Here is a 23,431-nt window from a genome sequence, read left to right as displayed (position 1 = left end):
GCGCCCTGCACCCTGACAAGCACCCAGCACACCGGTCCCGCACTGACAGACGTCGGCGGAGCCCCGCGAGTTCCCTTCCCGACCCGATCGCCCCTCAGGTGAGGTACACGCCGCCCAGCACCACGACCACCGCCGCCACCACGAACAGCGCGATCCAGCCCAGCAGTTTGCCCACGCTCGGCGGGGGTTCGTACTGCCGGGAACCCGGCTCCGGCTCGCTCACCGGTCCGTCACGACCGCCGCCTGGGGCCTTATCGGCAGCCGGTTCACCGGGCGGCCCGTCGCGGCCCGTACGGCGGAGGCGATGGCGGCGGGCGAGGTGACCACCGGGACCGCGCTGGCGGCCTTCGCCCCGAACGGGGCGACCACATCGCGTTCCTCGACCAGCTTGACGATCCGGATGTCCGGGGCGTCCAGGGCCGTGGGCAGCGCATAGCCGGTGAGGTCGGGGTGGCGGATCAGGCCCCTCGGCGTGCGGAGGTTCTCGGTGAGCGCGATGCCGACGCCCTGCGTCACACCGGCCTCGATGCGCGCGGTGAGCTGCGCCGGGTTGAGGATCCGGCCGACGTCCTGGGCCACCGCCAGTTCGACGACCCGGACCGAGCCGAGCTCGATGTCGACGTCCACGACCGCGCGGATCGCGCAGAACGCGAGGCCGACGAAGGCGTCGCCCTGGCCGGCCGCGTCCAGCGGCTCGGTCGGATGCGGGCGGCACTGTGCCGTCGCCCACAGCTCCTTGCCGTGCATCTCCTCCGAGACGGTCGTCGACAGGACGCCGTCGTACGAGGTGATCTTGCCGTCCGTGATCTGGAGCAGTTCCGTGGACATCCCGAACTTGTGCGCCAGTGGCTGGAGCAACTGCGTGCGGACCATCTTCGCCGCGCGCTCCACCGCACCGCCCGAGACCCACGTGTGGCGGCCCCGGCAGCCGGGGCCCGCGGGCGGCTGGTCGGTGTCGACGGGGGCCACGTGCACCTCGTCGACGCCGAGCGTCTCCTGGACGATCTGGCGGGCCAGCGTCGTGAAGCCCTGGCCCGTCTCCACCGCCGCGCACAGGACCGTCGCGACACCGTCCTGGACCTTCACGGTCGCCGTGGAGACCTCGTCGGCACCCTCCGCGCCCAGCATGTGCACCATGCCGAGGCCGTAGCCGACACCGCGGCGCACCGCGCCCGGTTCGCCCGCGCCCTCGGGGCCGCCGGGCAGCAGCCAGTCCTCCTCGGGCGTGTCCTTCGGGAGTGCCGGGAGGGGGAATTCCTGGACGGCCTGGAGGAGTTCGGCCACGGGGGCCGGGCAGGTCACCGTCTGGCCGGTCGGCAGGACGTCCCCGGTCGCCATGGCGTTGCGCAGCCGCAGCTCCGCCGGGTCGACGCCGAGCTTCTTCGCCAGCTTGTCCATCTGCGCCTCGTAGGCGGCGCAGACCTGCATCGCGCCCTCGCCGCGCACATGGCCCGACGGCGGGTTGTTCGTGCGGACCGCCCAGCCCTCGATGAAGGCGTTCGGGACGACGTAGGGGCCGCAGGCGAAGGAGACGGCGGCGGCCAGGGCCTCGGCGGAGGTGTCGGCGTACGCGCCCGCGTCCAGCAGGATCTGCGCCTCGACCTTCACCAGCCGGCCGTCGGCGTCGGCGTGGTGGCGGTAGCGCAGCAGCGTCGGATGTCTGTGGGCGTGGCCGAGGAAGGACTCCTCGCGCGTGGCCGTGAGTTTCACCGGGCAGCCGGTCTTCAGCGCGAGCAGCCCGAGCGGGAGCTGGAAGCCCTGGTCCTCGCGGTCGGCGGTGGCGCCGGGCACCCCGGTGACGACGATCTTCACGCGCTCGGGTTCGAGGCCGTAGCAGGCGGCGGCGGTGTCCCGGTCGGTGTGCGGGTCGGTGGAAGCGAGGTAGAGCTCCACGCCGCCGTCGGGACGGGGCACGGCGAGGCCGGCCTCGGCGCCGATCGGGGCGGGGTCGGCGCGGCCGATGCGGTACTGGCCCTCGACGACGATCTCGCCGGCCGCGGACGGGTCGCCGTGGTGCAGCGGGATGTGCCGGATCAGGTTGCCGTCGGGGTGCAGCGCCTCCGCCTCGAAGGCCTGCTCGGGGTCGATCACCGGATCGAGCACCTCGTACTCGACGATGACGGCCGCGGCGGCCATCCGCGCGGTGTCCGGGTGGTCGGCGGCGACGGCCGCGATGGGCTCGCCGTGGTGGCGTACGACGTCGGAGGCGAACACCGGGCGGTCGGCCTTGCCCCGGCCGTGCAGGGCGCGGCCGGGGACGTCCTCGTGGGTGACGACGGCCCGGACGCCGGGCATCTCACGCGCGTGTGACGTGTCGATGGACACGATGCGCGCGTGCGGGTGCGGCGAGCGCAGCACGGCCGCCCACAGCAGACCCTCGGCCCACAGGTCGGCCGCGTACGGGAAGGTGCCCTCCGTCTTGGCGCGCGCGTCGGCGGGCTGCAAGGACGCGCCGAGGCCGTGCGGGATCGGCTCGGAGGCCGGGGCGGGATCCACGGGCGTCGTCGCGGTGACTGTCTCGTTGCTCACGCCTGGCCTCCGTCCTGGCCCTGTCCGTATGCCGGGTCATGCGGGTGGGGCTGTGCAGGGTTCTCGAACGCCGACGGGTGGACGCCTCCGGCGCCCGGTCCCGCCTGGTGCGGAATACGTGCCTCGTCGCCGTCCGTCTCGGCGTCGGCGGCGGCGACCGCCTCGCGTTCGGCGACGACGTCCTGGACGGCCCGCAGGACGCCCCGGTAGCCGGAGCAGCGGCACAGGTTGCCGCACAGGGCCTGGCGGGCCTCCAGTTCGGTGGGGGCCGGGTTGCCCTCCAGGAGGTCGTGCACGGTCATCGCCATGCCGGGCACGCAGAAGCCGCACTGCACGGCACCGCACTTGGCGAGCGCCCGCTGCACGTCCGAGGGCTGTCCGTCGACGGCCAGGCCCTCGACGGTGCGGATCTCGCTGCCGGCGGTGGTGACGGCCGGGACCAGGCAGGAGGCGACGAGCCGTCCGTCGACCTGGACGTTGCAGGCCCCGCACTCGCCCTGCGAGCAGCCGTCCTTGGCGCCCGCGAGGCCGAGCCGCTCGCGCAGGACGTAGAGCAGCGACTCGCCGATCCAGGCGTCGGTGACGGGGCGGTCGGAGCCGTTGACGCGCAGCACGTAGCCGGCGAGGGGGTGCTCCTCGTGGAACGGCGCCGGAGCGTCGTCCGTCTCGTCCGCGGGCCCGTCGGAGCCGGCCGGCTCGGCGTCCTCGGTGGACCGCGGGGCGGCGGTGCCGGGGGCCGCGTCCGCCTCGGGATCGTGCGCGGTGTCCGCGGCGGTGGACCCGTCCTCGGGTGCCTCGGCCGGGCCGCGTGCGGCTCCGTGCGGGGCGCCGGGTTCGGCGGGCGGCTCCGCGGGGCCGTGCGCGGCCTCAGCGGGCTCGTGCGCGGCCTCGTGAGCGCGCCCGGCGTCCCCGGCCGGTTCGGCGGTCCGCTCGGCCTCAGCGGCCCGCTGAGCGTCTCGCCCGGCGTCCTCCAGGGGCCTGTTCGGGGCCACCGTGTACGCCTCGGCGGAGATTTCCGGGGCGAACGTCCCGGTCGGGTGCGTGTGCTGCCCGGTGTGCTCGGCGGCGGGGTGGTGCCGCTCGGGGTCCACGGCCACCGGGCCGTGCTCCGGCGCGTGCCGGAACGCAGACGGGTCCGTCAGGTCCGTCAGGTCCGTCGCCGGCCGCGCGGCCGTGCCGGCCTCGTCGGGGTGCTGCCCCCACGCCTGGTCCGGCACGCCGTGGTCCGTCGGGCCGGCCGGTTCCGTCGCCCACGGCGCGGACGCGCCGCCGGGCAGGGTGGCCGGGGGCGAGCCGCCCCACTGCTCGACCAGCGACGAGGAGGTGAACTCGCCCGACTCGTCGGGCAGGTCGCCGCCCGCGACGGGGATCGACCACTGGCCCGTCACGTCGTGGCCGGGCGCGGACCGCGGTGCGCCCGACGACCCGGAGGTGTCCTCGAAGGCCCACTGGCCGGTCGCGCCGGGGTGGTACGTGAACCGGTCGTCGCCCACCGTCTGCGGGGTGTCCTGCGGAGGCGGCCAGTCGGAGCCGCCCGCCGGGGCCGCCCAGGTTCCGGTGCCGTCCGTGGGGGGCGCCACCGCTATCTGCGGCGGCACGTACCCGTGGCCCGGCGCGGCCAGCGGGCTGTCGCCGCGGGCGGCCAGGAAGGCGTCGATGCCGCCCTCGGGGAGCTTCACGAAGGCGGTCGCGCCGTCGTCGTAGTCCCCCTGGGGCAGCGGGTCCCAGCGGCCGCCGCCCTGCGGCGCGCCCTGGCCCTGCCCCTCTTCCTGTCCGTGTCCGTGTCCGGGTCCGTGCTGGTCGTCGCTCACGACAGCGCCCTCCCCAGTGCTCGTCGGGCCAGCGCGGCGACGGTGCGCCGCAGGTGCAGTACGGCGGGCGGAAGTTCCGGTACGGAGCCGTCCACGCCCGGCACCGGGTCGGGGATGCAGGCGGCGGCGACGTACTCCCCGAAGGCGGTCAGCGCCTCGGGGACGATGGTGCGGCTGTTGTCCCAGTCGATGAGCCGGGCGACCCACTGCTCGGCCTCCAGCGGCCGCAGCGGCATCGGCGCTATGGCCCCGACGGCGCACCTGACGCCACGCCGGGCGGGGTCGAGGACCAGCGCCACGGAGGCCACCGCGCGGCCCGGTCCGGTGCGGCCGGTCGCCTTCAGGAAGATCTGCGGCGCGTGCAGCAGCGGCACGCGCACGTACCCGATGAGCTCGCCGCCGCGCAGCATCTCCATGCCGGCCAGCAGGTGCGACACGGGCATCTCACGGCGGGCTCCGCCCGGGCCCGCGATGATCAGGGTCGCCTCCAGCGCGGCCAGCACGGGCAGCGCGTCGCCCGTGGGAGCGGCCGAGGCGATGTTGCCGCCGAGGGTGCCCGCGTTGCGGATCTGCGGTGGGCCCGCGGCGCGCGCGGCCGCGGCGAGCGCCGGGATCAGGGCGGCGAAGTCGGGGCGGCCCATGCGCGCGTGGGTGAGTCCGGCGCCGAGCAGCGCGTGGCCGTCCTGGTACTGCCAGCCGCGGATCTCGCTGATGCGGCCGAGGCCTACCAGTCCGGTGGGCCTGAGCTGCCCCGAGTTGACGGCGGCCATCAGGTCGGTGCCGCCGGCCACGGGCACGGCTGCGGGCATGGCGGCAAGCGCCGCCACGGCCTCGTCCAGCGTCGTGGGCAGCGTGACGGCCTGCCCCGCCTGCGGTGCGTGCGTGGTCAAAACCGGCTGCCCCTTCCCGCTGCCCCACCTGGTCCCACCTGTGCTGCCGTACGGTACGTGCTGACAGGGCGGACGTGGCAACTCTGGCACATCTTCGCAACACCCGAACGCGGGGGTCCGCTAGGAGGCATTCGCCCACCTCACCGGGTAGATGGTCCGTTTTCGTACGGCATCACCGGTGCGCGTGAATTGCCACCCTTCGGGGGCCGTGCCGGGGTTTATCCGGGACGGGCGGTATCACCGGTTCGGGGGCGGGCCGTCGATCGGGCGCCCCAGGACACCCGGCCGCCGCTGCCACGGCCGGGGGCCGGCCGGCGGGCGGTAGCCGACGCCCAGCGCGTCGAGCCGCTCGTAGTGCGCCTGCATCCGTCGCTCGAAGTCGGCGAAGTCCCGCTCCTTCGGGGCGGGCAGGGCGCTCCAGGCGACCTCGGCGAAGGCGGCGAGCCGGGGGAAGGCCTGATAGTCCACGCGCGCGGAGTCCTCCATCACCTCGGTCCACAGGTTGGCCTGCGTGCCGAGCACATGCCCCGCCTCCTTCGGTGTCAGTTCCGCGGGAACGGGTTCGAACCGGTAGACGTCCTCCAGGGTGCGCACGAACCCGATGGGCACGGGCTCGTCCGCCCCGCCGTCCTGCCGGTGGTCCAGGTACACCTGCTGCTCGGGACACATCACGACGTCGTGCCCGGCCCGCGCGGCGGCGATCCCGCCCGCGTAACCACGCCAGGACGACACGGCCGCCCCGTCCGCGAGCCCGCCTTCCAGAATCTCGTCCCAGCCGATCAGCCGACGCCCGCGCGCGGAGAGCCACTTGTCGAAGTGCCGGATGAACCAGGACTGGAGCTGGTCCTCGTCGGCGAGGCCGAGTTCCCCGATACGGGCCTGCGCGGCCGGCGACCGCTTCCACTCGTCCTTGAGGCATTCGTCACCCCCGACGTGAATGAACTCCGAGGGGAACAGCTCCAGCAGTTCCTCGAAGACCCCCTCGTAGAAGCGCAGGGTGTTGTCGGTGGGGGCGAGTACGTGGGGACTGATCCCCCAGGTGTCCCACACGGGGAGGGCGGTCGTGTCGGGGACGTCGGTGTTGCCGAGTTCCGGATACGCGGCGATCGCCGCCTGCGAGTGGCCGGGGAGGTCGATTTCGGGGACCACGGTGATATGCCGCTCGGCGGCGTAGGCGACGATCTCGCGGATGTCGTCCTGCGTGTAGAAGCCACCGTGCGGCTTCTCGTCCCACAGCGGCGAGGCCCGGTGGCCGAATTTCGTGCGCGCCCGCCAGGAACCGACCTCGGTCAGCCGGGGATACCTCTCGATCTCGATCCGCCAGCCCTGGTCGTCCGTCAGATGGAAGTGGAAGACGTTGAGTTTGTGCGCCGCCATCAGGTCCAGGTAGCGCAGAACCCCGTCCTTGGGCATGAAGTGCCGGGCGACGTCGAGCATCAGGCCGCGCCAGCGGAAGCGGGGCGCGTCCTCGATGATCTGGTGCGGGACGCCGTAGCTGATCCCCGGCCGCACCGGGGCGCGCCGGAAGGCGTGCCGGCCGAGCAGCTGTCGCAGCGTCTGCGCGCCCCAGAAGACGCCCGCCGGGCTTCCGCCGCGGATCTCGATGCCCCACGTGGCGAGGACGCTCAGCTTGTACGCCTCCGGCTCCATCGTGTCGTCCAGACACAGCCGCACGGAGTCGCGGACGTCCCGCGGACCGGGCCGCAGGGGCACACCGAAGGCCGCGCCGAGGGTGGCGCGCAGCCAGCGTTCGGTGCCCTCCGTGCCGGGCGCGGCCCACACGGTGGTGTGCTCGTCGATGACGACACCGCAGCGCTTGGGGCCGTCGACGGCACGCGGCACGGGGACGAGGTCGACGAGGTCGATTGCAGAAGACACATCAGTCCTTTACCGCTCCGCCCAGTCCGGAGACCAGCCGTCGCTGTACGAGTACGAAGAACACCAGAACCGGAATCGTCATGACCGTGGAACCCGCCATCACACCGCCCCAGTCGGGGTCGTCCGGCTTGTAGAAGACCAGCAGGGCCATCGGCAGGGTCGACTGCGAGGTGTCGCTGATGATGAAGGACTTGGCGAACAGGAAGTCGTTCCAGGCGGAGATGAAGGAAAACACGCTCGTGGCCACCAGACCCGGCAGGACGAGCGGGAAAAGGATCTGCCACAGAAAGCGCGTGCGGCTCGCCCCGTCGAGGTACGCGGCCTCCTCCAGTGCCTCCGGAACCGCTTTCACGAATCCTCTCAGCATCCAGATCGCGAAGGGCAGTGAGAAGGCGATGTGAGGCAGGATCAGGGACCCCAGGGTGTTCAACTGGCCGAAGTCCCGCATGAGGAAGAACAACGGGATCGTCAGCGCCTCCACGGGCACCATCTGGGCCACCAGGAACATGATCAGCAGGGTGGTGCGGAAGCGGAACCGGAATCGGGTCACGGCGGTCGCGGCGAGAAACGCGATCACCCCGGAGGCGATCACCACCGTGCCCGCCACGACAAGGCTGTTGAGGAAGTAGCGGCCGAATTCCTGCTGCCCGAAGACGCGCCGGAAGGAATCCAGCGAGGGTTCGAGCGTCCACGGCCGTGGCTCGCTCGAACGGATCTCCCCGGCCGGTTTGAAGGCGCCCAGCACCATCCAGTAGAGCGGGAAGGCGACGACCACCGCGACCAGCAGCGCGCAGGCCTCGGCCGCGAACCGCCACGGACGGGCCACCAGGCCCCGCACAGCACGCACGCTTCCTCCTTTCACAGCTCCTCCCCCTGTCGGCGCAGCAACCGCAGGTACACCAGCGTGACGGCGAGCAGGATCAGCAGCATCACGACGCCGATCGCCGAGCCGAGGCCGTACTGCGAGGACGCGAAGGCCTGCTGGTAGGCGTAGACGTTCAGGACGAGGTTCTGCCCGGCGATGCCGCCCCCGTTCGTCATCACGTAGATCTGGGTGAAGACCTTGAAGTCCCAGATGACCGACTGGATGGTCACGACCACGAGGATCGGCCGCAGCATCGGGGCCAGCACGGACCGCCAGATCCGCCACTGCGAGGCACCGTCCAGGGCGGCCGCCTCCAGGACCTCGGACGGCACGGAGCGGATCCCGGCGTAGACGGTGACCATCACGAACGGGAAGGAGCACCAGACCACTTCGAGCAGGACGAGGAAGAAGGCGCTGAGACGGCCGTACGTCCACGAGTGGTCGCCGAGGCCCAGCAGCCGGTTCACCGGGCCGAAGTCGGGGTCGAACAGGAACAGCCAGACCGTGGAGCCGGTGACCGCGGGGGTCGCCCAAGCGCCCATCGCGGCCAGCATCAGCGCGAGCCGCGGCACGGCACGCACGCGCGTGAGGAGCACGGCGAGCGCGCAGCCGACGGCGAGGGTGGAGACCACGCAGGCCGCCGCGAAGACGACCGTCGACGAGAGCACCTGCCAGAACTGGTCGTCGGAGAAGACGTCCGCGTAGTTGCCGAAGCCCCGGAAGGCGGTGGGCTCCCCACCGCTGACCTGGGCCTGGGTGTAGCGGAAGAGCGAGATCAGGCCGAGCTGGTAGACGGGGTAGGCGAGCAGCGCGGCAAGGACGACGAGAGCGGGCGCGAGGTAGAGCCAGGGGGTCCGGCCGGCCCGGCTCCGCCTCCTTCGTACCGGCGGCGTGGAGGGCGTGGTGCGCTTCTCCACGACCGCCGTGTCGGGCACGGTCACCGGTTCAGCCCACGCTGCCGAACGCTGCGTCCATCTTCTTCGCCGCCTCCGCCGAGGCCGCGGCCACGTCCTTCTTGCCGCTGACGACCTCCTGGAACATCGTCGGCAGGACCAGGGAGGAGTCGATCTGCGACCACGCGGGCGACGCCGGCACGAACTTGGTCCCGGCGGCCAGGGTCTGCACGAAGGGCTTCACGAAGGGTTCCTTCGCGGCGGCCTGGTCCCGGACGTCCGTGAACGTGGGCAGGAAGCCCATCGCGTCGAACAGCGATGCCTGGGTCCTCTTCGAGGCGAGGGCCTCCATCAGCTGGACCGCGAGGGTGCGGTGCGAGGTGCTCTTCAGCACACCGATGTTGTTGCCGCCCGCGAAGGCCGGGGCGATCGAGCCGGACGTCACACCCGGCAGCGGTACGACGGCGTACTCGCCCTTCACCTTGCCGGCCTCCACGGCCGTGTGGCTGAAGTCGCCGCCGATCGCCATGCCCGCCTTGCCCGCGGCGAACGCGGTGATGGTGTCGTTGCCGCCCATGCCCGCGCACTTGGCTGCGGGACAGTTGTCGTCGGAGAACAGGGACGTGTACGCGGTAATGCCCTTCCGGGCGGCCGCGCTGTCGATGCCGGAGGCGTACGAGCCGCTCTTGCCGGTGGCGAGTTCACCGCCGTTGGCCCACACGAAGGGCATCGCGCCGTAGGTGTAGGCGCCGCCGACCACCAGGCCGTACAGCTCGGGCTTCGCGGCGCGGATCTTCCGGGCGGTGGTCGCCAGCTCGGCCATGGTCTTCGGGACCCGCAGACCGAGTTCCTCGAAGACGTCCGTGCGGTAGTACAGGGCGCGCACGCCGACGTAGAAGGGGGCGCCGTAGAGCTTGCCGTCGACGGTGACGGACTGCTTGGCGGTGGGGTCGGTCGCCTTGGCCTCGCTCCAGTCGCCGAAGTCCTCGGTGACGTCCAGGAGTCCGCCGTCCTGGACGTAGCCGGCCGTGTCGGTGTTGCCGTACTCCATGACGTCAGGAGCGGACTTCGGGTCGTTGAAGGCGGCCTTGACGCGCTGGGCACGGGTGTCGATCGGGATGTACTCGACGTCGACCTTCGCGCCCTCGTGGGCCTTCTCGAAGGCGGCGACGACCGAGTCGACGACCTGCTCCTTGGGCTTGTTGCCGACCTCCTGGAACAGCCAGACACGCAGGGTGCCCGTCTTGCCGTCCGTGTCGGAAGAGGAGTTGTCAGATGTCTGGGGGGCGCAGGCGGCGACGACCAGGGCGGCGGCCGCGAGTGCGGCCAGTCGGGTGGGGAGCTTCATGGCGCGATCCTCCGAGCGTTGCAACATATGCAATGACTGTTTCGCTCTGCACAACACATCGGAGGCTAGGGACTACATGAACACGCCGACAAGAGGTCTCAACCACTCTGTGACCACCGAACGCACCCCGTGCAACGACATAGGCAGCACAAGGCGACACAGGATGACAAAAAGCACCACCCGCCGACCGGCAGACGCGACGAAGGCCCCCGGGGCGCGTCACATCGCGCCCCGGGGGCCTCGTCAAGTCCCTGCGGCTACTTCTTGTCGCCGCCCTTGCCCTTGTCGTCACCGTCGCCGGCCATCGACTCGAAGATCTCCTTGCACATGGGGCAGACGGGGTACTTCTTCGGGTCGCGGCCGGGCACCCAGACCTTGCCGCACAGCGCCACGACGGGCGTCCCGTCGAGGGCGCTCGCCATGATCTTGTCCTTCTGGACATAGTGGGCGTAGCGCTCGTGGTCCCCGTCGCCGTGCGACACCTGCGGCGTCGGCTCTACGAGGGTCCCCGTCCCAGTGCCTCGCTGGGGCTGGGTCTCAGGCTCAAGAGTGCTCATGGCGCCAAGGGTACTGAAGCCGGGTACCGAAGCTCACACCCATCAGTTGAGCGAAGCGTCGTCCGGATACGTCGCCACCATCGCGAGTTCGCTGCGCTGGCGGCGCAGCACCTCGCGCCAGAGTCTCTCGGGGGACGGCGAGGAGACGTCGCCGGGTTCGGACTCCACGACGTACCAGGCACCCTCGCCCAGCTCGTCCTCCAGCTGGCCCGGGCCCCAGCCGGCGTATCCGGCGAAGATCCGCAGGGAGCCGAGGGCCGAGGCCAGGAGCTCCGGCGGGGCCTCCAGGTCGACGAGGCCGATCGCGCCGTGCACCCGGCGCCAGCCGAGCGGGGTGCCGTCGACGGCCGCGCCACCGGGGATGACGGCGATCCCGAGGGCCGAGTCGAGGGACACCGGGCCGCCCTGGAAGACGACGCCGGGTTCACCGGTGAGATCCGCCCAGCCCTCCAGGATGTCGCTCACGCCCACCGGTGTGGGCCGGTTGAGGACGACACCGAGGGAGCCCTCCTCGTCGTGGTCGAGAAGGAGCACCACCGCACGGTCGAAGTTCGGGTCCGCCAGGGCGGGCGTTGCCACGAGCAGCCGCCCCGTGAGCGAGGACACCTCGGTCATGCCAGACATGATCCCGCATCTTCCCGTGAAGTGGGGAGGCAATGCGGGCACACGGGACGCGCACGGGCGCGGTCCGGGCGCACGGGCCCGCGCGGCGGGCGATGGTGACCCCATGTGCCCGGTGGGAAACGGTTCGTGTTGTGACACAGCTATGACGTACCTGGGTGGTCCCTGGGCTTACGGGACAGGGGTCGACGGCGATTACTCTGTCTCATCTGGCCCTGCCCCCGACACCAACGGCCCTTGCCCCAATCCACCATCCATGGAACGCGAGATACATGACCGTCAACGGCTCTGACGACGTACTGCTTGTCCACGGCGGCACCCCGCTCGAGGGCGAGATCCGTGTCCGCGGTGCGAAGAACCTCGTACCCAAGGCCATGGTCGCCGCCCTGCTGGGCAGTGAGCCGAGTCGGCTGCGCAACGTTCCGGACATCCGTGACGTGCGGGTCGTCCGCGGCCTGCTCCAGCTGCACGGTGTGACGGTCCGGCCGGGCGAGGAGCCGGGCGAGCTGGTGCTCGACCCGACCTACGTGGAGAGCGCCAACGTCGCCGACATCGACGCCCACGCGGGTTCGAGCCGGATTCCGATCCTGTTCTGCGGCCCGCTCCTGCACCGCCTCGGCCACGCGTTCATCCCGGGCCTGGGCGGCTGCGACATCGGCGGCCGGCCCATCGACTTCCACTTCGACGTGCTGCGGCAGTTCGGCGCGAAGATCGAGAAGCGGGAGGACGGCCAGTACCTGGAGGCCCCGCAGCGGCTGCGCGGCACGAAGATCGTGCTGCCGTACCCGTCGGTCGGCGCGACCGAGCAGGTGCTGCTGACCGCCGTCCTGGCGGAGGGTGTCACCGAGCTCGCGAACGCGGCGGTGGAGCCGGAGATCGAGGATCTCATCTGCGTGCTCCAGAAGATGGGTGCCATCATCGCGATGGACACCGACCGCACGATCCGCATCACCGGTGTCGACCAGCTCGGCGGCTACAACCACGCCGCCCTGTCGGACCGCCTGGAGGCCGCCTCCTGGGCTTCCGCGGCGCTGGCGACCGAAGGCAACATCTACGTCCGCGGCGCCCAGCAGCGCTCGATGATGACGTTCCTGAACACCTACCGCAAGGTGGGCGGCGCCTTCGAGATCGACGACGAGGGCATCCGCTTCTGGCACCCCGGCGGCCAGCTGAAGTCCATCGCGCTGGAGACGGACGTCCACCCCGGTTTCCAGACGGACTGGCAGCAGCCGCTGGTCGTCGCCCTGACGCAGGCCACGGGCCTCTCGATCGTCCACGAGACGGTCTACGAGTCCCGCCTGGGCTTCACCTCCGCGCTCAACCAGATGGGCGCCCACATCCAGCTGTACCGCGAGTGCCTCGGCGGCTCCGACTGCCGCTTCGGGCAGCGCAACTTCCTGCACTCGGCGGTCGTGTCGGGCCCCACCAAGCTCCAGGGCGCCGACCTGGTCATCCCCGACCTCCGCGGCGGCTTCTCGTACCTGATCGCCGCCCTCGCGGCCCAGGGCACCTCCCGGGTCCACGGCATCGACCTCATCAACCGCGGCTACGAGAACTTCATGGAGAAGCTCGTGGAGCTGGGTGCGAAGGTCGAGCTGCCGGGCAAAGCACTCGGCTGACCCCCACCGCCTCACCCCGGCCCGGGACGACCTCTCTCCCGGCCGGGGGTCCGGGGGTCGGCCCCGCTGGGCCGGTACGCATCCGTCCGGGCCGGCAGAAACCGGCCCGGACGGCGCCTGAGGCCACGTGTGAGCGCACAACGATGGGGCGGCACCCGGAAAACCGGGTGCCGCCCCATCACGTTGCCTACGCGCCGTACACCGTCCGGTGAGGCGTAGACGGCAAGGTCACTTGCCCTTTGCCGCTTCCTTGAGCTTCGAGCCCGCGGAGACCTTGACGCTGTAGCCGGCCGGGATCTGGATCGGGTCGCCGGTCTGCGGGTTGCGGGCGGTGCGAGCGGCACGGTGGGTGCGCTCGAAGGTCAGGAAGCCGGGGATCGTGACCTTCTCGTCGCCCTTGGAGACGATGTCGCCGACGACCTCGGCGAACGCGGCCAGCACTGCGTCGGCGTCCTTGCGGGTCACCTCGGCGCGGTCGGCCAGCGCGGCCACCAGCTCACTGCGGTTCATGTTGTTACTCCCGTGTTCTTCTTGCCGTTGCGGCGTGCCACGCGGCGGAGCCGCATGTTGGGCACAGCGAAGTCGTTGTGCACGCGCCCAGAGACGCATCCTGCCCCTACCAGCGGCGCGAAAGCCAATCCGGCACCCGCTCGGAGCCGTGAGACAACCCTTGGGAGTCACACGAAGGGCGGTTGGGTCGGGCGCAACCCTAGAGGGCCGTCCGCGGCGCGAGGTTCCGCGACGCGCCGTTGCGGGGGCCACCGTGGCGATCCTCACAGCCACCGCCACGGGGATCTTGACGGCCCCCGCCCACTCGGATGCCCCGACCTACGAGGCTGACACTCCCGCAGCCTTCGCGGCCTCCCGCACCGCACCCGCGACCGCGCCGGCGACCTTGTCGTTGAAGACGCTCGGGATGATGTAGTTCGGGTTGAGCTCGTCGTCGCTCACGACTTCCGCGAGGGCCTTCGCGGCCGCGAGCATCATGTCGGTGTTGACGGTGCGGGACTGCGCGTCCAGCAGGCCGCGGAAGACGCCCGGGAAGACCAGCACGTTGTTGATCTGGTTGGGGAAGTCGGAGCGGCCGGTGGCCACGACGGCGGCCGTCTGGCGGGCGATCGCCGGGTCGACCTCGGGGTCCGGATTCGCGAGCGCGAACACGATCGCGTCGTCGGCCATGGCGGCCACGTCGTCGCCGTCGAGGACGTTCGGGGCGGAGACGCCGATGAAGACGTCCGCGCCGCGCACGGCCTCCTTCAGGGTGCCCGTGAGGCCCTCGGGGTTGGTGTTGTCGGCGATCCAGCGCAGCGCCGAGTCCGGGGCCGCGTCGACCAGGTCCGCGCGGTCCGCGTGGACGACGCCGTGGATGTCGGCGACGACCGCGTTCTTCACGCCGGCCGCGAGCAGCAGCTTGAGGATGGCGGTACCGGCCGCGCCGGCGCCGGACATGACGACCCGCACGTCGCCGATGCCCTTGTTCACGACACGCAGGGCGTTCGTGAGGGAGGCGAGGACGACGATCGCGGTGCCGTGCTGGTCGTCGTGGAAGACGGGGATGTCGAGGGCCTCGCGCAGTCGGGCCTCGATCTCGAAGCAGCGGGGGGCGGAGATGTCCTCGAGGTTGATGCCCGCGAAGCCGGGGGCGATGGCCTTGACGATCTCGACGATCGCGTCGGTGTCCTGGGTGTCCAGGCACAGCGGCCAGGCGTCGATGCCGGCGAACCGCTTGAAGAGGGCCGCCTTGCCCTCCATGACCGGCAGCGCGGCCTTCGGGCCGATGTTGCCGAGGCCCAGCACGGCGGAGCCGTCCGTCACGACCGCAACGGAGTTGCGCTTGATGGTGAGGCGGCGGGCGTCCTCGGGGTTCTCGGCGATCGCCATGCAGACGCGGGCCACGCCGGGCGTGTAGATCATCGAGAGGTCGTCACGGTTGCGGATGGGGTGCTTCGACTGCATCTCGATCTTGCCGCCGAGGTGCATCAGGAACGTACGGTCGGAGACCTTGCCGAGGGTGACGCCCTCGATGCCGCGCAGCTGCACGACGATCTCGTCGGCGTGGGCGGTGGAGGTGGCGGCGATGGTGACGTCGATGCGGAGCTTCTCGTGGCCGGACGCGGTGACGTCGAGGCCGGTGACCGAGCCTCCGTGGGACTCCACGGCCGTGGTGATCTGGGAGACCGCCGTTCCGCTCGCGGGCACCTCCAGACGGACCGTGATCGAGTAGGAGACGCTGGGCGCCGTTGCCATGGCCGACTTCCTCTGCACTGCTGGGTCGCGGGTTTGCCGTCCGATCGTCGCACCTACCGACGAGTACATGAAAGCCGCCCCGGATTGCGATCGTTTTGTTCTCAATCAAGTCGCTGGAGGCTCCGGGAGGGGGCCGCGAGGGGGCAAAGAGAGAGGCCCACATCACAGGTGATGTGGGCCTCTCTCGCGTTCACGACACCGGCCCGCCATGCTCGCCTCGCGGCAAGTGGTCGCTCGTAGCGACGAAGGTTGGGCCCGGGGGCTTGGATCGAGCCGGTGTCACGACCAGGCTAACAAACGGATGGCCGAAGACCATTCCCGTCCGGGGGGTTCACAGGAAACGGTCAGCTGTTCAGTCCCTCAGAAGGTCCGGGACGCCGTTCGCGTCCGGCTCGTCGCGGTCCCCGGAGACGACCGTGAGCTGCTGCGTCGCCCGGGTGAGGGCCACGTACAGCACCCGCAGGCCGGCCGGGCTCTCGTCCGCGATCTCCGCCGGTGAGACGACGACCGTGGCGTCGTACTCCAGGCCCTTGGCCTCGAGGCTGCCGAGGGCCACCACCCGGTCGCCCAGCCCGGCGAGCCAGCGTCTCGCCTCCTCGCGGCGGTTCATGGCGACGACGACGCCGACGGTGCCGTCGACCCGCTCCAGAAGCCGCCCGGCCTCCGCGCGGACGGTGGCACCCAGGGTGTCGGTGACGGCCTCGAAGCGCGGCACGATCCCCGTCGACCTGACCGCCGACGGGGATTCGGCGCCGGGCATGGCCAGGGCCAGCACCTTCGCGGCCAGCTCGGCGATCTCGGCCGGGTTGCGGTAGTTCACGGTCAGCTGGAAGCGGCGGCGCGGGCGGGTGCCGAGGGCCTCGTCGCGGGCCTCGGCGGCCTCGTCGGGGTCGGACCAGGAGGACTGGGCCGGGTCGCCGACGACCGTCCAGGTGGCGTGCCGGCCGCGGCGGCCGACCATGCGCCACTGCATCGGGGTGAGGTCCTGTGCCTCGTCCACGATCACGTGCGCGTACTCGGTGCGCTCCTGGGCGAGCCGCTCGGCGCGCTCGCGCTGCGTCTCCTCGCGCACCGGCATCAGCTCCTCCAGGCCGCTGAGCTGGTCCAGCGGGTCGTACTCGCGCCGCTTCTTCGGGCGGAACGGCGCGCCGAGGATCGCCTCGAGCTCGTCGAGCATGGCGATGTCGTGCACCGAGCGGCCGTCCCGCTTGAGGGCGCGGGCGACCTTGCGGACCTCGCCGGGGTTGAGGATGCGCCGGGCCCAGCGGCCGAGCCGGCGTTCGTCGGCCATGGCCGCGAGGACGGCCTGCGGGGTCAGCTCGGGCCACCAGGCGTCCAGGAAGGCGATGAACGCGTCCTCGGTGGTCACGTCCTCGTCGAAGGAGGAGCGCAGCTCGGCGGCGAGCTCGGGGTCGCTGTGCCGGCCGGCCGCGCCGGAGCGCTCCCACAGGGCGTCCAGGAGCAGTTTGCGGGCGCGGGGGCGCAGGAGGTTCACCGGGGCGGTGCCGCTGAGGGCGCTCTGCCGGACGCGGTCCAGGTCGGCGGCCTCCAGCTCCAGACGGCGGCCGAAGGCGACGACCCGCAGCCGGGTCGGTGTCCCGGTGGGCGCGGGGGTCTCGCCGGCCTCCTCGTCGGGGTCGCCGAAGGCCATCTGGGCAGCGGCCCGGCCGCCGCTCTCCAGCGCGCCGCGCGCCGCCTTCCGCAGCACCTTGAGCATCCGGTACGACCCCTTGGCGCGGGCCACCGCCGGGGAGTCGTACAGGGTGGCCTCGGCGCCGTCGACCAGGGAGCCGATGGCGCGGATGGCGACCTGGCCCTCCTCGCCGAGCGAGGGCAGCACGCCCTCGGTGTACGCCACCAGCAGCGGCGTGGGCGAGACGATCAGGATGCCGCCCGCGTACCGGCGCCGGTCCTGGTAGAGCAGATAGGCGGCCCGGTGCAGCGCGACGGCGGTCTTGCCGGTGCCCGGCCCGCCCTCGACGTAGGTCACGGAGGCGGCGGGGGCGCGGATCACCAGGTCCTGCTCGGCCTGGATGGAGGCGACGATGTCGCGCATGGTGTGGCTGCGGGCCTGTCCGAGGGCGGCCATGAGGGCGCCGTCGCCGATGACGGGCAGTTCGCCGCCGTCCAGGACCGCCTTCAGCTCGGGACGCATCAGGTCGTCCTCGACGCCGAGGACGCGACGCCCCTTCGAGCGGATCACCCGGCGCCGTACGACGCGCCCCGGGTCGACCGGGGTCGACCGGTAGAACGGCGCCGCGGCCGGTGCCCGCCAGTCGATGACCAGCGGGGCGTATTCGGAGTCGAGGACTCCGATACGGCCGATGTGGAGCGTTTCGGCGATGTCGGCGGTGTTGTCGGGGCGGACGGCCCCCTCGGCGGGCTCGACGGCGGTGTAGGCGCCGTCGGGGCCCTTCTTGCCGTCCTTCCCGGCGAGCAGGTCGATCCGCCCGAACAGGAAGTCCTCGAACTCGTTGTTGAGCCGGTTGAGGTGGACGCCGGCGCGGAACACCTGGGCGTCCCGCTCGGCGAGGGCGCCGGGCGTGCCGACCTGCCCTCGCTTGGCCGCGTCGTGCATCAGGAACTCCGCCTCGTGGATCTTCTCCTCGAGGCGCCGGTACACCCGGTCTAGGTGTTCCTGTTCGATGCCGATCTCTCGGTCCCGCACCGAATCCGGCGCGGTGTGCCGAACCGATCCGACCGCGGTTTCCTGCTGTGCCTGAACGGCCACCGGGCCCCCTTCTGACGTGCTGGGCAGCCGTCAACCGTACGCGAAGGGGACCCCGTCTAGGAAGTTACGCGTCGATCTGGACGAGCTTCTTGCCGTCGAAGGTCATGACCTCGAAGTGGTCGATCTCGTTGGTCTTGAAGGCGGCGCCGCCCACGACGTAGAGCGGGTTCTTGGCCTGCTCGGTCTTGGCGTTCGCGATGCCGTAGCCCCACTCCGGGACCGACCAGGAGGAGACCGTCTCGCGCTCGCCGTTCTTGCCGACGGCGATGAGCGAGCACTTCTCCGGGCCCGTGACGTTCTTGAGCTCGACACCGATCTCGGTGCCCCAGGCCTTCTCGCCCATGGCGACGGTCGCGGAGACCTTGGAGGCGGAGTCGGTCGCGGAGACCCGGTCGCTGAGCGTCGCGAAGGTGTCCTTGGCCGCGTTGGCCGACTTGGTGGAGCTCGCCTCGGTGCCCTTGGTGCCGCTGTCGCCGCCGGTCGCCGCCAGCACGGTGAGCGGGCCGCCGATGATCAGCGCGGCCGCGGCCGCCACCAGGAAGAACGAGCGGCGGCGCTTGACCGCGCGGCGCTCCGACACCTCGTCGACCAGCCGTTCCGCGAGCCGCGGGCTGGGACGGGCGGACAGGGACTCGCCGATCGCGGGGGTGCCGGTGCCCGGCAGGTCCGCGAGGGCGGCCAGCATGGGTTCCATGCCGGCGAGCTCGTCGAGCTGCTGGGCGCACCACTCGCAGCCGGCGAGATGCATCTCGAAAGCGGTTGCTTCGGCGTCGTCGAGAATCCCGAGGGCGTAGGCGCCGACGGTCTCGTGTTCGCTCGGGCTCGGAGATCCCGTAGATCCCTGCATGGGTCCAGACATACCCGAACCACCTGCTCCGAATCCCCCGTAAACGCTCATCACGCCGTCACCCCCCGCTCCTCCAGAGCCAGCTTCATCGACCGCAGGGCATAGAAGACCCGTGAGCGCACGGTGCCGCTGGGTATCCCCAGCGTCTCGGCCGCCTCGTTGACGGTACGCCCCTTGAAGTACGTCTCGACGAGCACCTCCCGGTGGGCCGGGGTCAGGTCGTCGAGCGCGTCGGACAGCGTCATCAGCCACAGCGCCTTGTCGATCTCGTCCTCCGCAGGAATGACCTCCAGCGGCGACGGGTCGACCTCCTGCGGCCGGGCCTGCCGGCTGCGGTGGCCGTCGATGACGATGCGGCGTGCGACCGTCACCAGCCAGGGGCGTACAGATCCGGTCGCACGATTGAGCTGACCGGCGTTCTTCCAGGCACGGATGAGCGTCTCCTGCACGACGTCCTCGGCGCGCTGCCGGTCTCCGGCAACCAGGCGCAGGACATACGCAAGCAGGGGTCCGGCATGCTCCCGATACAGAGCACGCATCAGCTCCTCGTCAGGTTCCGAGGGCTGGGACATGCGATGTCGGGCCCTCGATCCACGTTCATTGGCCACGGCCGCATCCTTGCGCACGCCCACCTCCGGTGTCCGGGGGTTCCCCCAGTCGGTCGCTCGACGACGGGTACGCAAGCGGGGTGTTGAGCGTTCAAACCGAGGAGACACTTTTCTTCGGGGTGTCATGACGAGCGGGGACATGGCGGCACATTCCCACCGCTTTTTCTTTACGTTTTCGCCACATCGACAAGATCGCGCTGACTGCCCGGCGCGCGGCTCAGGTAAACGGCGTGTAATCGAAATCACTTCGACAGTCGGTCGGCGGTGCCTCTACGAAAGCCGCATACCCGGCACGGGAGTTACGTCCGTGAGGCGAGCGCCGCCCGCCGACGGTGCCGCGCCACCCGCTCCCGGTTCCCGCAGACCTCACTGGAACACCACCGGCGCCGGCGCCCCCGGGACATGTCGACATAGACGATCGGGCAGTTGTCCCCCGCGCACTGCCGCAGCCCCGCCCGGGCGACGGGATCGGTGAGCAGCTCCACCGCGTCCCGGGCCACGGCGGCCAGCAGCGCGACACACGCCGGCGGTCCGGCCAACTCGCGCACGAGCCCACCGTCTTCGCCGCGCACGGCACGCGGGGCCGGGGGAACGGCCCGGGCGGCGTCGTTGACGCGGGCCAGGGCGAGGTCGTACGACCCGACTTCGTGCCGGTTGAGCCACCCGTGCACCAACTGTCCGGTGTTGCGACGCAGTTCGCGGAAGGCGGGCGGCCAGGAGGCGTCGGCATGGGTGAGCGGAGTGTCCGGCGGGACGAGTCCGCAGCCGCGGATCCACGCACACAACGGCACGACGGCGTCGAGCCGTTCGAGGGGATGCGCGGTCGCGAGCAGGTCGAGACAGATCCGCCCGGCGTCGAACCGGAGCTCGTCCATGCGCGTGTCACCGCCAACCGAGGGGCACTGCTCGGGAATCCGTCCCTTCACAGTGCCAGCGCCGGGTGCCAATCACCAGCCCGCCCGGCGATTGAGGACCAGGCCCTTCCGGGGCCGAAGCGGAGGCCCGGGGGCGACGGCCCCCGGTGACGCGGCTCCTGGCCGGAACGGCTCCGGTGCCGATACAGCCCGCCTACTCGTCGGCGTACTTCGCGTCCGCGGCCGGGTCCAGCGCCAGCCGGTACCCCCGCTTCACCACCGTCTGGATCAACTTCGGCGCCCCGAGGGCCGTCCGCAGCCGGGCCATCGCCGTCTCGACGGCATGCTCGTCCCGCCCGGCGCCGGGCAACGCCCGCAGCAGGTCGGAGCGCGGCACGACCCACCCCGGCCGCCGGGACAGCGCCCTCAGCAAGGACATCCCCGCCGGTGGCACCGGCTTCAGACTCCCGTCCACCAGCACCGCGTGGCCCCGGATCTCCACCCGGTACCCGGCGATCGGCAGCGCCCTGGCCCGCGACGGCAGCTCCTGGCACAGCAGCTGCACGAGCGGCCCGAGCCGGAACCGCTCCGGCTGGACGGTGTCCACGCCGTGCCCCTGGAGCGGCAGCGCGGTGACCGGACCGACGCAGGCCGGCAGCACATCGTGGGCGAGGGCGGCGAGCAACTCGGGCAGCAGGCCGCGTTCCTCCGCGCGCGACAGCAGGGACGCGGCGGCGGGCGCGGAGGTGAAGGTGATCGCGTCCAGTCCGCGGGAGACGGCCGCGTCGAGGAGCCGGTCGAGCGGCGAGACGTCCTCCGGCGGCATCCACCGGTAGACGGGCACCCCCACGACCTCGGCGCCCGCGACCCTCAGCGACTCCACGAACCCGGGCAGCGGCTCACCGTGCAGCTGGACGGCGACCCGGCGCCCGTCGACGCCCTCCTCCAGGAGCCGGTCGAGCACCTCGGCCATGGACTCGCTGGACGGCGACCAGTCCTCCGTCAGCCCGGCGGCCCGCACGGCACCCTTGACCTTGGGGCCGCGGGCCAGCAGCTCGACGCCGCCCAGCTTGTCGAGCAGCTGCTCGCCGAGCCCCCAGCCGTCGGCGGCCTCGATCCAGCCGCGGAAGCCGATGGCCGTGGTGGCGACCACGACGTCCGGCACCTGGTCGATGAGCTCCTTCGTGGCGGCGAGCAGCTCACCGTCGTCGGCGAGCGGCACGATCCGCAGGGCGGGCGCGTGCAGCACCGCCGCCCCACGCCGCTGGAGCAGCGCGCTGAGCTCCTCGGCCCGGCGCGCGGCCGTCACGCCCACGGTGAAGCCCGCGAGGGGACCGTGCTCGACGGCGCCCTGAGGGCCGGCATCGGATCGCTGCTGTTGCTCGTACATAACTCTCGTCCCGCTCGGGTCCCGTTTGCACCTACATGCCGACGAGCCTGTCAACGGTGCGTGACAGGCTCGGTTCGGCCACGTGTCGCCGGTGTTACGTCACACCTCGGCGTAGCTGAGCTGCTGCTTCGCCTCGGAAGCGGTGCTTCCTGCCGTGATCCTGCCGGACGGGCGGCGAAGGTATACGGCCCAGGTGACCCCGAAGCACGCCGCGTAGAAGGCGAGGAAGGCGACGAAAGCGCCGGTCCCGGAACCGTAGGACAGGAAGGACTGCCGGAAGGCCAGGTTGATCGCGACACCGCCGAGCGCGCCGACCGCGCCGATCAGTCCCATGGACGCACCGGAGAGACGCCGGCCGTAGGCGGCCGCCTCCTCGCCCTCCAGCCCCTTGGCCACCGCCTTCGCCTGGAAGATGCCGGGGATCATCTTGTACGTCGACCCGTTGCCGAGGCCGCTGAGCACGAACAGCACCACGAAGACGGAGACGAAGAGCGGCAGCGACTTCTGCATGCTGGCGAAGACCAGGACGGCGGTGGCGGCGGCCATGCCGACGTAGTTGTACAGGGTGATGCGGGCACCGCCGTAGCGGTCGGCGAGCCAGCCGCCGACGGGACGGATGAGGGAGCCGAGCAGCGGGCCGATGAAGGTGAGGTAGGCCGCCTGCAGGGGCGTCCGGCCGAACTGGTTCGTCAGGACCTGCCCGAAGGCGAAGCTGTAGCCGATGAACGACCCGAAGGTGCCGACGTAGAGGAAGGACATGATCCAGGTGTGCACGTCCTTCGCGGAGTCGATCGCCGCGCCCGTGTCGTTCTTCACCGAGGCCAGGTTGTCCATGTACAGCGCGGCGAGGGTGGCGGCGATGACGATGAGCGGGATGTAGATCCCCAGCAGCACGCGCGGCCCGCCGCTGGCGCCGATGACGGCGAGGGCGATCAGCTGGATCACCGGCACGCCGATGTTGCCGCCGCCCGCGTTGAGCCCGAGCGCCCACCCCTTCTTACGGAGCGGGAAGAAGGCGTTGATGTTGGTCATGGAGGAGGCGAAGTTGCCGCCGCCGATGCCCGCGAGCAGACCGACCAGCAGGAACGTGTTGAACGAGGTCCCCGGGTCCATCACGGTGAACGCGGCGATCGTGGGGATCAGCAGCAGCCCGGCCGAGATGATCGTCCAGTTCCGGCCGCCGAAGACCGCGACGGCGAAGGTGTAGGGCACCCGCACGACCGCCCCGACCAGCGTCACCATCGACGTCAGCAGGAACTTGTCGGCCGGGGTGAGGCCGTACTCCGGGCCCATGAAGAGCACGAGCACGGACCACATCGTCCAGATCGAGAACCCGATGTGCTCCGAGAGGACGGAGAAGAGGAGGTTGCGGCGGGCGATCTTCTCGCCCTTCTCGTTCCAGAAGGCCTCGTTCTCCGGGTCCCACTCCTCGATCCAGTGGCTCCCCTTCTTCGTGGGGGGCGGGGATGCGGGGGCTGTACTCGGGGCTGTCATGACGCCTCCACGGTGCTCCGGGGCTGGGGTGGTTCGGGGGGATGAGCGGTGATGAGTCCCGAAGGTAGGGAGGGCGCGTTTCCACGCTGTGGCTGTGGGTGACCGGAAAGGAACGTTGCTCTCACCTTGCGCGGAGGGCCGGTGAGAGGTTGTGGCCTGAGCCTGAGCGTACGGGCCGGGACGGGGGCGCTGTTGCGTGAGGCGGCGTGCGGGGCGGCCGCGCACGCATACCCGAAGCGCCCCCACCCC

19 protein-coding genes are annotated in these 23,431 nt (G+C 71.4%); 1 reads left to right on the top strand and 18 read right to left on the bottom strand.

What is annotated here, in order from left to right:
• Positions 1-94 precede the first annotated feature (94 nt).
• The 10 genes from OG933_RS26665 to OG933_RS26620 all read right to left on the bottom strand — a co-directional run bounded on the left by OG933_RS26665 (position 95) and on the right by OG933_RS26620 (position 11,386).
• Positions 95-223, bottom strand: coding sequence for a hypothetical protein (locus OG933_RS26665; RefSeq protein WP_267022841.1), 129 nt, complete (start codon positions 221-223; stop codon positions 95-97).
• Positions 220-2,529, bottom strand: coding sequence for a molybdopterin cofactor-binding domain-containing protein (locus tag OG933_RS26660; protein ID WP_362522614.1), 2,310 nt, complete (start codon positions 2,527-2,529; stop codon positions 220-222). The genes OG933_RS26665 and OG933_RS26660 overlap by 4 nt, the downstream gene beginning before the upstream one ends.
• Positions 2,526-4,340 carry a 2Fe-2S iron-sulfur cluster-binding protein gene (locus OG933_RS26655; protein WP_405629190.1) on the bottom strand — a complete coding sequence of 605 codons (1,815 nt, stop codon included), beginning with the start codon at positions 4,338-4,340 and terminating at the stop codon, positions 2,526-2,528. The genes OG933_RS26660 and OG933_RS26655 overlap by 4 nt, the downstream gene beginning before the upstream one ends.
• Positions 4,337-5,230, bottom strand: a complete 894-nt coding sequence (locus tag OG933_RS26650; protein ID WP_020132417.1) for a xanthine dehydrogenase family protein subunit M — start codon at positions 5,228-5,230, stop codon at positions 4,337-4,339. Before OG933_RS26650 ends, OG933_RS26655 begins: the two co-directional genes overlap by 4 nt.
• A 237-nt stretch (positions 5,231-5,467) precedes the next feature.
• A complete protein-coding gene (locus tag OG933_RS26645; RefSeq protein WP_405629189.1) occupies positions 5,468-7,108 on the bottom strand; it encodes a beta-N-acetylhexosaminidase in 1,641 nt (546 codons plus the stop codon).
• A 1-nt stretch (position 7,109) separates the two neighbouring features.
• Positions 7,110-7,955 (bottom strand): carbohydrate ABC transporter permease, encoded by an 846-nt coding sequence (locus tag OG933_RS26640; RefSeq protein ID WP_405629188.1) that lies wholly within the window; start codon positions 7,953-7,955, stop codon positions 7,110-7,112.
• An 11-nt stretch (positions 7,956-7,966) separates the two neighbouring features.
• Entirely contained in the window at positions 7,967-8,890 is a 924-nt protein-coding gene (locus OG933_RS26635) for a carbohydrate ABC transporter permease (protein WP_405633521.1), read from the bottom strand.
• A 28-nt stretch (positions 8,891-8,918) separates the two neighbouring features.
• Positions 8,919-10,214: an extracellular solute-binding protein gene (locus OG933_RS26630; RefSeq protein WP_405629187.1), complete on the bottom strand. Its 1,296-nt coding sequence runs from the start codon at positions 10,212-10,214 to the stop codon at positions 8,919-8,921.
• Between the two features lie 257 nt (positions 10,215-10,471).
• Entirely contained in the window at positions 10,472-10,771 is a 300-nt protein-coding gene (locus OG933_RS26625; protein ID WP_362270873.1) for a DUF3039 domain-containing protein, read from the bottom strand.
• 42 nt (positions 10,772-10,813) lie between these two features.
• Positions 10,814-11,386 (bottom strand): YqgE/AlgH family protein, encoded by a 573-nt coding sequence (locus OG933_RS26620; protein WP_057600444.1) that lies wholly within the window; start codon positions 11,384-11,386, stop codon positions 10,814-10,816.
• 278 nt (positions 11,387-11,664) lie between these two features.
• Between OG933_RS26620 and murA the strand changes: the two genes are divergently transcribed.
• The gene (gene murA / locus OG933_RS26615; protein WP_362522620.1) at positions 11,665-13,011 is read left to right on the top strand and encodes a UDP-N-acetylglucosamine 1-carboxyvinyltransferase; all 1,347 of its coding nucleotides are present in this window, start codon (positions 11,665-11,667) and stop codon (positions 13,009-13,011) included.
• A gap of 228 nt (positions 13,012-13,239) precedes the next feature.
• Here murA and OG933_RS26610 read toward each other — a convergent pair whose 3' ends face one another.
• From OG933_RS26610 to OG933_RS26575, 8 genes are all read right to left on the bottom strand, one after another.
• Entirely contained in the window at positions 13,240-13,521 is a 282-nt protein-coding gene (locus OG933_RS26610; RefSeq protein WP_004000874.1) for an HU family DNA-binding protein, read from the bottom strand.
• A gap of 318 nt (positions 13,522-13,839) precedes the next feature.
• Entirely contained in the window at positions 13,840-15,258 is a 1,419-nt protein-coding gene (locus OG933_RS26605) for an NAD-dependent malic enzyme (protein ID WP_362522621.1), read from the bottom strand.
• A 352-nt stretch (positions 15,259-15,610) separates the two neighbouring features.
• Positions 15,611-17,989: a HelD family protein gene (locus tag OG933_RS26600; protein ID WP_405629186.1), complete on the bottom strand. Its 2,379-nt coding sequence runs from the start codon at positions 17,987-17,989 to the stop codon at positions 15,611-15,613.
• A gap of 64 nt (positions 17,990-18,053) precedes the next feature.
• The gene (locus tag OG933_RS26595) at positions 18,054-18,836 is read right to left on the bottom strand and encodes a zf-HC2 domain-containing protein (RefSeq protein ID WP_314223239.1); all 783 of its coding nucleotides are present in this window, start codon (positions 18,834-18,836) and stop codon (positions 18,054-18,056) included.
• Between the two features lie 50 nt (positions 18,837-18,886).
• Positions 18,887-19,408, bottom strand: coding sequence for a sigma-70 family RNA polymerase sigma factor (locus OG933_RS26590; protein ID WP_010039908.1), 522 nt, complete (start codon positions 19,406-19,408; stop codon positions 18,887-18,889).
• Positions 19,409-19,743: 335 nt separating this feature from the next.
• Complete coding sequence (locus OG933_RS26585) at positions 19,744-20,319, bottom strand: ABATE domain-containing protein (RefSeq protein WP_362522623.1); 576 nt, start codon at positions 20,317-20,319, stop codon at positions 19,744-19,746.
• A 193-nt stretch (positions 20,320-20,512) separates the two neighbouring features.
• The gene (locus OG933_RS26580) at positions 20,513-21,688 is read right to left on the bottom strand and encodes a uroporphyrinogen-III synthase (RefSeq protein WP_362522624.1); all 1,176 of its coding nucleotides are present in this window, start codon (positions 21,686-21,688) and stop codon (positions 20,513-20,515) included.
• A 99-nt stretch (positions 21,689-21,787) separates the two neighbouring features.
• Positions 21,788-23,182, bottom strand: a complete 1,395-nt coding sequence (locus tag OG933_RS26575; RefSeq protein ID WP_327183349.1) for a nitrate/nitrite transporter — start codon at positions 23,180-23,182, stop codon at positions 21,788-21,790.
• Between the last annotated feature and the right edge of the window lie 249 nt (positions 23,183-23,431).

Source organism: Streptomyces sp. NBC_00016 (assembly GCF_045040885.1).
Lineage (GTDB): Bacteria > Actinomycetota > Actinomycetes > Streptomycetales > Streptomycetaceae > Streptomyces > Streptomyces coriariae.
This window is presented reverse-complemented; position numbering and strand designations above follow the sequence as displayed.